Source organism: Burkholderia sp. Ac-20384 (assembly GCF_017104605.1).
Taxonomy (GTDB): Bacteria; Pseudomonadota; Gammaproteobacteria; order Burkholderiales; family Burkholderiaceae; genus Burkholderia; species Burkholderia lata.
Genome location: NZ_JAAGPE010000045.1, coordinates 35,124 through 48,328 on the forward strand (window position 1 = coordinate 35,124; position 13,205 = coordinate 48,328).

Here is a 13,205-nt window from a genome sequence, read left to right on the forward strand (position 1 = left end):
ACGTCGCGCCTTGCGCGCCGTTGTATCGCGAACCGGTTCCGATCGCCCCTGCCGCGATCGCTTGCGCGGATGACGCAACGCGTGCGCGCGCACGCGCCGATGTCAGAACTGACAGCTATGGAAAATGGCAGCTACCTGAACGGCGGTGACGCCCTACGCTCGTCACCGCTCGCGATCCCACAAGGGTCGAGGGCTCCAGCAACGTCGTCTCTCCTAAAAAGGACTCCCGATGAAAAGGAACGCCTGGTTTGCCCTGCCCCTGCCGTCGCCCCGCCGCCTTGCGTGCGTGGCACCGCTCGTGTTCGCCGCCGCTGCGGCGCATGCGGCGACGGACTGGGTCGACACCCATACGAAGGCCTTTCTGACCGGCCCGCAGTTGATGGCGCGCAGCGCGGCGCCGTCGCTCGAACTTGCGGCCGGCGAAACAACCAACGTCGTCGTCAGCCTGAAGCTGCGCAATGCCGCGCAACTCAAGCAACTGGCGCGCGACGTGAACCGGCCGGGCAGCGCGCATTACCACCAGTACCTCACGCATGCGCAGTTCCTCGCCAGCTACGCGCCGACCGAAGCGCAGGTGAAGTCGGTCGTCGACTATCTGCACAAGAGCGGCTTCGTGAACGTCGAGGTCGCACCGAACCGGTTGCTGGTATCCGCACGCGGCACGGCCGGCACCGTGAAGACCGCATTCAACACGTCGCTCGTGCACTTCGAATACGCGGGCCGCTCGGGCTTCGCGAACACGTCGACCGCACAGGTGCCGCGCGCACTCGGCGACGTCGTCGGCTCGGTGCTCGGGCTGCAGAGCGTCGCACACGCGCGGCCGCTGCTGCGCATCGGAAACGTGGCGAAGCCGCAGGCGCTCGCGGCCGGCACGGCGACCGGCCACTATCCGAAAGAATTCCCGGGCCTCTACAACGCGACCGGCGTGCCGACCGCGGCCGGTGTCACCGTCGGCATCATCACGATCGGCGGCGTGTCGCAGACGCTGACGGACCTGAAGCAGTTCACGTCGAGCAACGGTTACGGCACCGTCTCGACGCAGACCGTCCAGACCAACGGCTCGGGCGGCACCTACACCGACGACCAGGACGGCCAGGGCGAGTGGGATCTCGACAGCCAGTCGATCGTCGGCTCGGCCGGCGGCCAGGTCGGCAAGCTCGTGTTCTATATGGCCGACCTCAACGCCAGCGGCAACACGGGCCTCACGCAGGCGTTCAACCAGGCCGTGTCGGACAACACCGCGAAGGTGATCAACGTGTCGCTCGGCTGGTGCGAGACCGACGCGAACGCGGACGGCACGATCGACGCAGAGGAACAGATCTTCACGACCGCCGCAGCGCAAGGCCAGACGTTCTCGGTCTCGTCGGGCGACGAAGGCGTGTACGAGTGCAACAACCGCGGCTATCCGGACGGCTCGAACTACACGGTGTCGTGGCCGGCCTCGTCGCCGCACGTGGTCGCGATCGGCGGCACGACGCTCTACACGTCGTCGTCGGGCGCGTTCTCGAATGAAACGGTGTGGAACGAAGGGCTCGACGGCAACGGCAAGCTGTGGGCGACGGGCGGCGGCGTCAGCACGATCCTGCCCGCGCCGTCTTGGCAGTCGGGCAGCAACCGCCAGCTGCCGGACGTGTCGTTCGACGCCGCGCAAAGCACGGGGGCGTACATCTACAACTACGGCCAGTTGCAGCAGATCGGCGGCACGAGCCTCGCCGCGCCGATCTTCACGGGCCTCTGGGCGCGTCTGCTCGCAGCGAACGGCACGGGCCTCGGCTTCCCGGCCGGCAAGTTCTACGCCGACATTCCGTCGAACCCGTCGCTCGTGCGCTACGACGTGGTGTCGGGGAACAACGGCTATCAGGGGTATGGCTATAACGCAGGCACCGGCTGGGATTACACGACCGGCTTCGGCAGCCTGAACATCGCGAACCTCAACCAGCTGATCAAGTCGGGCGGGTTCTAAGCGAAGCGTGAAGGCCGGCGCGCAGCGGTGGTGGGCCGCGCGCCGGCTGACGAACAGCAGCAAGAGCCCCGCTCGATGCGCGGCGTCACCACTATCCACCGCGTCAATATCGACATGACAAACATCCGTTGGATCAATTTCCGAACGGATGCGACAGTGGGCATTCACACAACCCGTGCTGCCCGCGATGTCGACCACCAACCTGCCCTCCCTCAGCCCGCCCGTTCACGACGGCCTGCCGACGCGACAGCGAATCGCGGCGTTGATCGCCCTCTCGCTCGCGGTCGCAATGGCCAACCTCGATACGGCCATCACCAATACCGCGCTGCCGACCATCGGCAGAAGCATCGGTGCCGATCCTGCGTCGGTGATCTGGGTCGTCAATGCGTATCAGCTTGCGATGGTCGCGACCTTGCTGCCGTTTGCGTCGCTCGGCGAGATCGTGGGCCATCGGCGCATTTATATCGCCGGGCTGGTCCTGTTCACCGCAAGCTCGCTTGCGTGTGGCGTCGCCGGGTCCCTTGCCGCGCTTGCCGCCGCACGTGCGTTGCAAGGCATCGGCGCGGCCGCGATCATGAGCGTCAACACCGCGTTGATTCGTTTCGCCTATCCGGCCCGGTTGCTCGGGCGGGGTGTCGGATTGAATGCAATCGTCGTCGCCGTTTCGTTCACCGTGGGGCCGACCGTTGCGTCGGCCATTCTCTCGATCACGTCATGGCATTGGCTGTTCCTGATCAACGTTCCCATTGGGCTGCTTTCCGTCGCATTGGCCGTCCGCACGCTGCCGATCACCGATCGCGCCCGGCATGACTTCGACGTCATCGCCGCACTGCTGTGCGCCGGTTGCTTCGCATTACTGATACTCGGACTGGGGACGGTGTCGCATGATGGCTTGTCGCCGACGGTCATGGCTGAATGGATCGTCGCGGCAGGGTTCGGCTACGCGCTGCTGAAGCGCCAGGCACATCACCCCGCTCCGCTGCTCGCCGCCGACCTGTTTCGGCGGCCGGTCTTCTCCCTTTCTGCCGCCACGTCGGTCTGCTCGTTTGCGACGCAAGGCCTCGCGTTCGTGTCGCTGCCGTTCTTCCTGCAAGCCGGCCTCGGCAACAGTCAGGTCGACACCGGCTTCCTCATGACGCCGTGGCCTGTCGTGGTGGCCATCATGGCACCCGTTGCCGGACGACTGGCCGACCGATACCCGGCGGGTATCCTCGGCACCGTCGGCCTCTTCATCCTGTGCATCGGCATGGCGTCGCTGGCCATGCTGCCGCCCGCGCCTTCGACGCTCGATATCGTGTGGCGCATGATGATGTGCGGCGCCGGGTTCGGCTTCTTCCAGGCACCGAACCTCAAGGCGCTGATGGGCAGTGCGCCGGCCGAGCGCAGCGGCGGCGCCAGCGGCATCGTCGCGACGGCCCGCCTGCTCGGACAGACGCTCGGTGCAGCGTTGGTCGCCCTGTCCTTTCACGTCTCCGGGCCAAGCGGCCCGATCGCCGCGTTGTGGATCGGCAGCGCCTTTGCGCTGACGGGTACAGCGATCAGCTGCCTTCGGCAATTGCCACGCTGGCGACACCCATGATGCATCGACTGCGTTCAGCCCGCCGTGCGCTGCGCGTCGGGCAACCGCATCGGCTTTGCCGCCTCGCGAATCTTCTCTCTCAGCCAGGTCTGCGCCGGCACGCTGTCGTGGCGCCGGTGCCAATACATCGACCAATGGAACCCCGCTGACTCGAACGGGAGCGCCTTGAGCACCAGCCCGTCTGCCGCGAAACGTTCGGCCAGGCGCGCGGACATCACCGCGACCATCGACGAATGGCGCAACAGATGCGGTACGACCAGCCAGTGCGGCACATTCAGCACCACGTTCCGCGCGCGGCGCATCCCGGCGAGCTTTGCGTCGACATAACGCCCGTCGGTCGAACTGATGGACACCTTGAGATGCGGCAGCGAAAGAAACAGGTCGAGCGTCAATGCTTCAGCAGCACACGGATGGTCCCGCGCCATCACGCAGACCATGCGGTCGTCGAACAGCGGCATCGCCTGCACCGCGCCCGCATGCTCCAGATCCATGCTCACCGCGACGTCGATATCGTCGGCTTCGAGCGCGGTCACGGTCTGCCCCGGCGACAGGTGCACCACGTCGAGCGTCACGCCCGGCGCTTCCTGCTCGAGCTGCGCGAGCAATGGCGGCATCAGCAGGTACTCGAGCACGTCGGACATTCTCAGCCGGAAGTGCCCGGCCGTCGTTGCCGGATCGAACGCGCCATCCGACTCGAGGAGCCGCTCCGCCTGGCGCAGCAGTTGCCTCAGCGGCTCTTCCAGTTCCAGCGCACGCGGCGTCGGCTCCATGCCGGTTGCATTGCGTATCAGCAACTCGTCGCGCATCAGGATTCGCAAACGTCCCAGCGCGCTGCTCATCGCCGATTGACTCAACCCCACCTTCGTCGCGGCACGCGTCACGTGCTTCTCGGTCAGCAACGCATCGAGTGCAACCAGCAGATTCAGGTCAACGCTGCGCAGATTCATAGGGGCTCGCGAATTCGATGTGAACGTCCACGTTGCACCGAGCCGTGCGTTCGGTCAATGACGACGGCATGCCGCGCCCCGCCCGCTACTCCGTCGCGCGCTCGCTCACGCGCTCCGACGCGGCCGGCACGCCAGCCCGATGCGACGGCGCAAAGAGCCGCAACCCGCTCGCGACACTTGCGGCTCCGGCGAAGCCCGCGCCCAGCATCAGCGCGAGTGTCGGCCCGTGGCGTCCCGCGATCCCGAACGACAGCGCGACGAGCGCCGCGCCCGTCGCCTGCCCGATCAGCCGCGCAGTCGCGATGATCCCGCTCGCGCCGCCGCTGCGCTCGGGCGGCGCACTCGACATCAGCGCCTTCAGGTTCGGCGACTGGAAGAAACCGAAGCCCGCGCCGCACAGCATCATCCGCCAGCCGATGTCGATGACGCCCGGCGCCGCCGGCAACGCGGCGAGCGACACCATGCCCGCGCTCAGCAAGGCAAGACCGATCGCGCCGAGCAGGCCCGGCGGATAGCGATCCGACAAGCGCCCCGCGATCGGCGCGGCAAGCGCGACGATCACCGACCACGGCGTCATCAGGAACCCCGTCTCGACCGCGTTGCGATGCAGGACGGTTTCGAAATAGAACGGCAGCGATACGAACGCGAGCCCCTGTGCAGCGAACGCGCACACGGCGGTCAGCGCGGAGAGCGTGAACACGGGCCGGCGAAACAGGTCGACCGGCAGCATCGGCGCGGGGTGCCCGGCCTGGCGGCGGATCAGCAGCCAGCCGAATGTGAGCGCGACCGCGGCCGCCGCGAACACGATGGAAAGCGGCCCGCGCTGCGCGAATTCGCCGAGCGCGAAGATCAGCGACGCGAACGTGATCACGTTGAACAATGCCGCAACCGGATCGAACGCATGCTTGCCGCGTGCCGTCTGCGGCAGCGACGGAATCGCCACTGCAAGCGCGAACACGCCGAGCGGCACGTTCACCGCGAACAGCCACGGCCATGCGGCGACCGACAGGATCAGCGACGCGATGGTCGGCCCCACCGCGAACGACACGCCGACCACGAGCGCGTTGAAGCCGACGCCGCGCCCGAGCCGGTGCGCGGGGAACAGGCCGCGGATCAGCGCGACGTTGACGCTCATGATCGCGCTCGCGCCGAAGCCCTGCACGATCCGCGCGGCCGTCAGCATCGGCAGCGTCGACGCGAGCGAACAGCCGAGCGACGCAAGCGTGAACACCGCGAGCCCGGCGATATACACGCGCTTGTGGCCGACGATATCGCCGAGCGACGCGAACGGCAGCAGCGTCGCGACCATCGCGAGCTGGTACGCGTTGATGATCCATACGGACGCGGCCGGCGATGCATGCAGGTCGGTGGCGATCGCGGGCAGCGCGGTGTTCGCGATCGCGGTGTCGAGCGTCGCGAGCGCGACGGCCAGCAGCACGGCGGACATCGCGCGCCAGTTGACGGCCGGCTCATGGGCGCCGGCGGGGGAAGCGAATTCGGACAAGATGAGGCTCGGCTGACGAGCGACGCGTTGCGCCACGTCGCGGATTGGACTCGCGGCGGCGTTCCGGTCGCACCGCATGGAACGCGCGCCGCCGCGCCCCGTATTGTTGCAGAGCCGCATCGAACGTGCAGGCGGCCGCTTCGTCAGTCAGCAAAATGAAAGAAAATGCGTGGCCGTGCAGGACGCGCGGCCACGCAGGTGCAACAGGCAGGCGCCCCGCGTCAGGTCACCGCGCGCCGCGCATTGCGTCCGCGCAGCCATTCGAGCGCAAGCAGCAGGCTCGTCGAGAAGATGATCAGGATCGTTGCGAGCGCAGCGATCGTCGGGCTGATGTTCTCGCGGATGCCCGTGAACATCTGGCGCGGCAGCGTCGTCTGGTCGGCGCCCGCGAGAAACAGCGTGACGACGACTTCGTCGAACGACGTCGCAAACGCGAACAGCGCGCCCGACATCACACCCGGCGCGATCACCGGCAGCGTCACGCGGAAGAACGTCGACACCGGATTCGCGCCGAGCGACAGGCTCGCGCGCACGAGGTTCTGGTTGAAGCCCTGCAATGTCGCGGCAACCGTCGTCACGACGAACGGCACGCCGAGCGCCGCGTGCGCGGCAATCAGCCCCGTGTAGGTGTTCGCGAGCCCGAGCGGCGCGAAGAACAGGTACATGCCGACGCCGACCACGACGACCGGCACGATCATCGGCGACAGCAGCACGGCCATCAGCAGCCCCTTGCCGCGGAAATCGGCCTTCGTGAGACCGATCGCGGCGAGCGTGCCGAGCACGGTTGCGACGACGGTCGCCGACGGGGCGACGATGAAGCTGTTCTTCGCGGCCATCCGCCACTCGTCCGATGCAATCAGGTTCTCGTACCAGCGCGTCGAGAAGCCCGGGATCGGATAGACGAGGAACGTGCTCGACGAAAACGACAACGGCACGATCGCGAGCACCGGCAGGATCAGGTACAGCAGCGTCAGTACGACGAGCACGCGCAGCGCGACGTACCACGCGCGCTCGACGAACGACATGTGCGGCGCAAACAGCGGCCTGGCGAGTTTCATGATCCGAATCCCCTTCCCGTTTCGTAGTGCGCGGCGCTCAACCGAGGCTCACGTTGGTGCGCGTGAAGCGCCCGTACACCGCGTACAGCACCAGCGTTGCCGCGAGCAGCAACCCGCCGAGCGCACACGCCATGCCCCAGTTGATCGTCACGTTCGTGAAGTACGCGACGTAGTAGCTGACCATCTGGTCGTTCGGCCCGCCGAGCAGCGCGGGCGTGATGTAGTAGCCGATCGCGAGGATGAACACGAGCAGCGCGCCCGCGCCGACGCCCGGGTAGGTCTGCGGCACGTATACGCGCCAGAACGCGGCGAACGGATGGCTGCCGAGCGACACGGCCGCACGCTGGTAGGTCGGCGGGATCGACTTCATCACGCTGTAGAGCGGCAGGATCATGAACGGCAGCAGGATGTGCGTCATCGAGATGTACACGCCGACGCGGTTGAACAGCAGCGTCAGCGGATGCGAGATCAGCCCGCTGCCGATCAGCGCCTTGTTGACGAGCCCTTCGCTCTGCAGCAGCACGATCCACGCGGCGACCCGCACGAGCACCGACGTCCAGAACGGAATCAGCACGAGGATCATCACGAGGTTTGCACGACGCTCCGACAGCGTCGAGATCCAGTACGCGAGCGGATAGCCGAGCAGCAGCGCGAACAGCGTGACGGCGACGCCGATCACGAACGTGCGGCCGAAGATCGCGAGATAGATCGACTGGTCGGGATCGGCCGGCACGATGTGGCCGAAGCCGTCCTGCTTGTGGTCGAGCGCGGCGAGCAGGTAGAACGGCGACACCTGGCTGCCGTTCTTCGCGATCGACTGCCAGTACGCGACGTCGCCCCAGCGCGAATCGAGTTCGACGATTTTTTCGCGCGTCTGCGCGGGCGTCAGCGCCGCGTCGCCAGCCCCGCCCTCGCCCTTCAGCGGCATCGCGCGCGCCGTCTTCGCGACGAGCGAGCGATAGCCGGGAATCTCGGTGTTCAGCCGTCGCGCGAGCGCACCCATCGCCTCGCTGTCGGCCACCTTCGTCATGTCGGCCGCGAGTGCGACATACGCGGCGTCGGCCGGCGGTGTCTTGCGGTCCCAGCCCGACAGCGCCCTGACCGTGTTCGGCAACGCGGTCGCGATCTCCGGGTTCTGCACCGCGCGCGTGAGCAGCGTGCCGATTGGCACGACGAAAATCAGCAGCAGGAAAATCGCGAGCGGCGCGACCAGCAACAGTGCCATCGTGCGCTTGCGGGCCTCGGCGGCCTTCAGCTCGCGCTTGAGTGCGGCGTTCGACGGCGAGGAAGGCGCGATCGTCATCGTATTCAACGTTTCTCTCCGGCCGGGCACGTTCCGGCGGAATGCCGCGCGACACGATCGACGTGTCGCGCGGCCGGTTGCATCAGGACACCTGAACGGCGGTTACTTCGTCGCCCACGCAGTGAAGCGCTGCTCGAGCTCGTCGCTGTGGTCGGTCCAGAAGCCGATGTCTTCCAGCACCGCGTTCTTGCCGTTGGCCGGCGAGTTCGGCAGGTTCGCGAGCGTCTTCGCGTCGAGCGCCTTGATCGCCGCGATGTTCGCCGGGCCGTACGCAATGTGCTGCGCGTAGCCCTGCTGCGGCTTCGGCGTCAGCGTGTACGCGATGTACTGCTCGGCCAGCGCCTTGTTCGGCGAACCCTTCGGAATCGCCCAGTAGTCGAGGTCGTAGATGCTGCCGTTCCACACGACCTTCAGGTTCTTGCCTTCCTTCTGTGCTGCGTCGATGCGGCCGTTGTACGCGGTCGACATCACGACGTCGCCGGCGACGAGGAACTGCGGCGGCTGCGCGCCCGCTTCCCACCACTGGATGTTCGGCTTCAGCTCGTCGAGCTTCTTGAACGCGCGGTCCTGGCCAGCCTTCGTGCCGAGCACCTTGTACACATCCTTCGGCGCGACGCCGTCGGCCATCAGCGCGAATTCGAGGTTATAGCGCGCGCCCTTGCGCATGCCACGCTTGCCGGGGAATTTCTTCACGTTCCAGAAATCGGCCCAGCCGGTCGGTGCCGACTTCAGCTTGTCCGCGTTGTACGACAGCGCCGTCGACCACACGAAGAAGCCGACGCCGCACACCTGCGGCGATTCCGGAATCAGGTCGGACTTCTTCGCGATCTTCGACCAGTCGAGCTTCTCGTACAGCCCTTCGTCGCAGCCGCGGTTCAGGTCGCCCGATTCGACTTCGACCACGTCCCAGTTGACGTGCTTCGCCTCGACCATCGCCTTCACTTTCGCCTGCTCGCCGTTGTATTCGACGGCCGTGACCTTGTTGCCGGTCGCCTTCTCGAACGGCTGGTTGAACGCGGCCTTCTGTGCGTCGCCGTTCGCGCCGCCGAAGTTGACGACCGTGAGTTCGGCAGCCGATGCCGATGCGCCGACGACGGCGAGCGCCAGTGCCAGCGCGGTGCGCCGTGCGGTAAAGCTTGCTCGGTTCATGGTGGTTCCTCTCCTCTCGTGGTGGAAGTGGGCAGTTGTTGTTGACGACGTGCTACGGAAAATCGGGAAAACCCTGCTCAAGCGAACACGCGCAGGTGTTCGGGTGCAAATGCGAGCGCGACCGGTGCGCCGGGCGAGAATGCATCGATCGCGCCGGTGCCGAGCGGCACCTTCACGAAGCATTCGTCCTGGCCGGGCAGCGCGCAGCGCATGCGCACGTGATCGCCGAAATAGATGAGGCTGCGCGCCTCGCCGCTCAACCGGTTGGCGGCCGAGCCGTTCGCGTGCCCGTTCGCGCCGTGCGCGGCGAGGCTCATGCGTTCGGGGCGGATGCACGCGACGGCCGGCGCCCCCTCGGCCGCATCGCCGATGCGGCGGCCGACGAGCTTCGTGCCGTCGTCGAGCCGGAATTCGCAGAATTCGCCGTCGACGCGCGCGATGGTGCCGCGCAGCCGGTTGCTGTCGCCGATGAAGTTCGCGACGAATTCGTTGCAGGGCGATTCGTACAGGCGGTCGACGGTGTCGAGCTGCTGCACGATGCCCTTGTCGAACACGGCAACGCGATCGGACATCGTCAGCGCCTCGCCCTGGTCGTGCGTCACGTACACGAAAGTCACGCCGAGCTTTTCGTGCAGCGCCTTCAGTTCGTACTGCATGTGTTCGCGCAGTTGCTTGTCGAGCGCGCCGAGCGGCTCGTCCATCAGCACCAGCTTCGGCTCGAACACGAGCGCGCGCGCCAGCGCGATGCGCTGCTGCTGGCCGCCCGACAACTGGGCCGGGTAGCGTTTCGCGAAGCGCTCCATCTGCACCATCTTCAGCGCATGCGCGACGCGTTCCGCGCGCTCGCCGGCCGGCAGCTTGCGCACGGTCAGCGGATACGCGACGTTCTGCTCGACCGTCAGGTGCGGAAACAGCGCGTAGTTCTGGAACACCATGCCGATGTTGCGCTTGTGCGGCGGCACGTTGTTCAGCAGCTCGCCGTCGAGGCGGATCTCGCCGCCGGTCGGGAATTCGAAGCCGGCCAGCATCATCAGGCAGGTGGTCTTGCCCGAGCCCGACGGCCCGAGCAGCGTCAGGAATTCCCCGCGGTGGATATCGAGGTCGAGCGATTTGACGACCAGCGTTTCGCCGTCGTAGGTCTTCCGCACGCCGCGAAAGCTGACGATCACATCATCGGACTTCATCGTGGCTGTCCCCTTGCTTCGCGACAATTGATTTTGAGATGCGAGCCACTATACGGCGCGCACGGTTCTATACTAGGGAACCATTTCAATATTCCAAGTAGGACCACTTTGGATACCGTGATCCTCGCCGACTGGCTCTCCGCCCGCCTCGACCGCAGCTCGCCGGAGCCGATGTACCGCCAGTTGCTGCAGCAGATGCAGCAGGCCATCCTGACCGGCGAATTGGGGCCAGGTACCAAGCTGCCGAGTTCGCGCACGCTGGCGGCCGACCTGTCGATCGCGCGCAATACCGTGCTGCACGTGTATGACCAGCTGACGGCCGAAGGCTACGTGCTGACGACCACCGGCAGCGGCACCTATGTGGCCGACACACGGCCGGACGCCGCCGTGATCCACGTACCGGGCGCTACATCGCCCGTGTCGAGCGCCGATGAACCGCCGCTACCGGACGTGCAGGGCGGCCTGTCGATGCGCGGCCGGCAACTGATCGAACATGCGGGCGTATCGCGGCGCCAGTGGGGGGCGTTCATGCCGGGCGTGCCGGACGTGTCGGAATTCCCGAGCCGGACGTGGAGCCGCCTGCAGGCGCGGCTGTGGAAGGAAGCGAACCCCGAGCTGTTGACCTACGCGCCGGGCGGCGGCTACCGGCCGTTGCGGCGCGCGCTTGCCGATTACCTGCGCGTCGCGCGCTCGGTCAAATGCTCGCCGGACCAGGTCATCATCACGACGGGCATCCACCAGTCGATCGATCTCGCGGTGCGGCTGCTGTCCGACATCGGCGATCGCGCCTGGGTCGAGGAGCCGTGCTATTGGGGCGTGCGCAGCGTATTGCAGGCGACCGGGCTCACGCTGACGCCGGTGCCCGTCGACCAGGAAGGGCTCGACCCGCGCGCCAGCGACATGCAGCATCCGCCGCGGCTCGTGCTCGTCACGCCGTCGCATCAGTACCCGCTCGGGATGGTGATGAGCCTCGCGCGACGCCGGATGTTGCTCGAATATGCGCGCCAGCACCGCTGCTGGATCATCGAGGACGACTACGACAGCGAATTCCGCTACGGCAGCCGCCCGCTCGCGTCACTGCAGGGGCTCGACGACGGCGGCCGCGTGATCTATGTCGGCAGCCTCGGCAAGATGCTGTTCCCGGGGCTCCGGATGGGCTACATGGTCGTGCCCGAGCATCTGGTCGACACGTTCCGCACCGGGCTGTCGGAGCTGTATCGGGAAGGCCAGCTGATGCAGCAGGCCGTGCTTGCCGAATTCATCATGGATGGCCACCTGACTTCGCACGTCAGGCGGATGCGCACGCTGTACGGCGAGCGCCGGCAACTGATGATCGACGCGATCCGCGCGCGCTTCGGCGACGCGCTGCCCGTGATGGGCGACGAGGCAGGCCTGCATCTCGTGCTCGGCCTGCCCGATGCCTGCGACGATCGCGCGGTCACGCAGAGCGCGTTCGATGCGGGCGTGATCGTGCGCCCGCTCACCAGTTACTACAGCAGCCTCGACACCGCGCGGCGCGGCCTGCTGCTCGGCTATGCGTGCGTTGCGCACGAAGGCATCGGGCCCGCGTTCGACACGCTCGCGAATACGATCGAGCAACACCTGCCGCGGGACCTCACGCGCGCGGCATAGCGGCGGGCATGCGCCGCGCCGCCCGCGCTGGCCACCTTACCGCGCGCTGCCCGCCCCGCGATCGAGCGATGCCGCGCGCACGGCTTCGCCGGGCTTCGTGAACACGCGTTGACGCAGCGCGGCGATCTGCGCCTCGCGATCCTGCGGCGACAGGCCCGCCGACTCGATCTGCACCCGTTGCGCCGTGTAGTCCGTGTAGCGGCTCTGCCACGATGCGTCGTCCTGCTGCATCTGTGCGACCCGCGCGGCGGCTTCGGGGCCGAGCGTCTGCGTCAGTTGTGCGCGCATCGCATCGGGCGTCGCCCCGCTCTTCTGCAATTGCGCGATCTGGTCGATCGCCGCCCGCTGTTTGTCGATACGCTGCTGCGCAGCGCGTTCGTCGGCCGGCATCTGCTGTTCGAGCGCTGCGAGCCGCTCGGCCTTCTGCGCATCCGTCAGCGTGGGATCCCGCGTGATCTTCAGCCGCGCGAGGTCGTAGCGCTGCCGCCACTGCTCCGCCCCGAAGAACGGCTGGCTCCAGTCGCCGAGCGTACGGTAGGCGATCGACGCGCGCTGGTCGAGCGCGAGCTGCAGCGCGCCGAGATCGGACTTGTCGACCGCGCCGGCATCGCGCAGCTTCGCAAGTGCGTCGAGATACGCGCGATAGCGGTGCCATACGTCGAGCGCCTCGACCTGCGCGACTGTGCCGTCGAGTTGCGCGGCAATCTCGCGCACGACGAACGCATCGAGCGCGGCCGCACTCAGGTCGCTCTGCGCGGTCAGGCAGTAGTCGAAAAAGTCGCGCACTGCGCGCGACTTCGCGAGATGGCCGCCGGCATCGAGCGGCAACCGGGGCGCGCTGGAGCCGGCGAGCGACGGCGGCAGGCCCGCGCTTGCCGGCAGGGCG

General features: G+C 67.1%; 10 protein-coding genes. 3 read left to right on the forward strand and 7 right to left on the reverse strand.

The features are described 5' to 3' along the window. Positions 1–229: 229 nt before the first annotated feature. Positions 230–1,963, forward strand: coding sequence for a S53 family peptidase (locus G3O00_RS11585; protein ID WP_206143035.1), 1,734 nt, complete (start codon positions 230–232; stop codon positions 1,961–1,963). A 187-nt stretch (positions 1,964–2,150) separates the two neighbouring features. Continuing rightward, positions 2,151–3,542 carry an MFS transporter gene (locus G3O00_RS11590; protein ID WP_206143036.1) on the forward strand — a complete coding sequence of 464 codons (1,392 nt, stop codon included), beginning with the start codon at positions 2,151–2,153 and terminating at the stop codon, positions 3,540–3,542. A gap of 14 nt (positions 3,543–3,556) precedes the next feature. Here the strand turns inward: G3O00_RS11590 and G3O00_RS11595 are convergent, their stop codons facing one another. The 6 genes from G3O00_RS11595 to G3O00_RS11620 form a co-directional block, all read right to left on the reverse strand. Continuing rightward, a complete protein-coding gene (locus tag G3O00_RS11595) occupies positions 3,557–4,489 on the reverse strand; it encodes a LysR family transcriptional regulator (RefSeq protein ID WP_206143037.1) in 933 nt (310 codons plus the stop codon). A gap of 85 nt (positions 4,490–4,574) precedes the next feature. After that, on the reverse strand, positions 4,575–5,993 hold the full coding sequence (locus tag G3O00_RS11600) for an MFS transporter (protein WP_206143038.1): 1,419 nt from the start codon (positions 5,991–5,993) through the stop codon (positions 4,575–4,577). Between the two features lie 221 nt (positions 5,994–6,214). Then, positions 6,215–7,051 (reverse strand): ABC transporter permease, encoded by an 837-nt coding sequence (locus G3O00_RS11605; protein ID WP_011355761.1) that lies wholly within the window; start codon positions 7,049–7,051, stop codon positions 6,215–6,217. 37 nt (positions 7,052–7,088) lie between these two features. Further along, a complete protein-coding gene (locus G3O00_RS11610) occupies positions 7,089–8,363 on the reverse strand; it encodes an ABC transporter permease (protein ID WP_346778966.1) in 1,275 nt (424 codons plus the stop codon). 93 nt (positions 8,364–8,456) lie between these two features. Further along, positions 8,457–9,503: an ABC transporter substrate-binding protein gene (locus G3O00_RS11615; protein ID WP_206143039.1), complete on the reverse strand. Its 1,047-nt coding sequence runs from the start codon at positions 9,501–9,503 to the stop codon at positions 8,457–8,459. Between the two features lie 77 nt (positions 9,504–9,580). Then, complete coding sequence (locus G3O00_RS11620; RefSeq protein WP_011355764.1) at positions 9,581–10,687, reverse strand: ABC transporter ATP-binding protein; 1,107 nt, start codon at positions 10,685–10,687, stop codon at positions 9,581–9,583. 108 nt (positions 10,688–10,795) lie between these two features. On the opposite strand from G3O00_RS11620, the gene G3O00_RS11625 reads away from it, so the two are divergent. Continuing rightward, the gene (locus G3O00_RS11625) at positions 10,796–12,319 is read left to right on the forward strand and encodes a PLP-dependent aminotransferase family protein (protein ID WP_206143040.1); all 1,524 of its coding nucleotides are present in this window, start codon (positions 10,796–10,798) and stop codon (positions 12,317–12,319) included. 36 nt (positions 12,320–12,355) lie between these two features. Here the strand turns inward: G3O00_RS11625 and G3O00_RS11630 are convergent. Continuing rightward, positions 12,356–13,205, reverse strand: an 850-nt coding sequence (locus G3O00_RS11630; protein ID WP_206143041.1) for a lipase secretion chaperone, incomplete at its 5' end; no start/stop codon positions are given.

What these genes read in the sequence shown, in the direction of transcription:
- G3O00_RS11620 (WP_011355764.1), bottom strand. Translation starts at nt 10,687, where the DNA reads ATGAAGTCCGATGATGTGATCGTCAGCTTTCGCGGCGTGCGGAAGACC.
- G3O00_RS11590 (WP_206143036.1), top strand. Translation starts at nt 2,151, where the DNA reads ATGTCGACCACCAACCTGCCCTCCCTCAGCCCGCCCGTTCACGACGGC.
- G3O00_RS11595 (WP_206143037.1), bottom strand. Translation starts at nt 4,489, where the DNA reads ATGAATCTGCGCAGCGTTGACCTGAATCTGCTGGTTGCACTCGATGCG.
- G3O00_RS11585 (WP_206143035.1), top strand. Translation starts at nt 230, where the DNA reads ATGAAAAGGAACGCCTGGTTTGCCCTGCCCCTGCCGTCGCCCCGCCGC.
- G3O00_RS11605 (WP_011355761.1), bottom strand. Translation starts at nt 7,051, where the DNA reads ATGAAACTCGCCAGGCCGCTGTTTGCGCCGCACATGTCGTTCGTCGAG.
- G3O00_RS11615 (WP_206143039.1), bottom strand. Translation starts at nt 9,503, where the DNA reads ATGAACCGAGCAAGCTTTACCGCACGGCGCACCGCGCTGGCACTGGCG.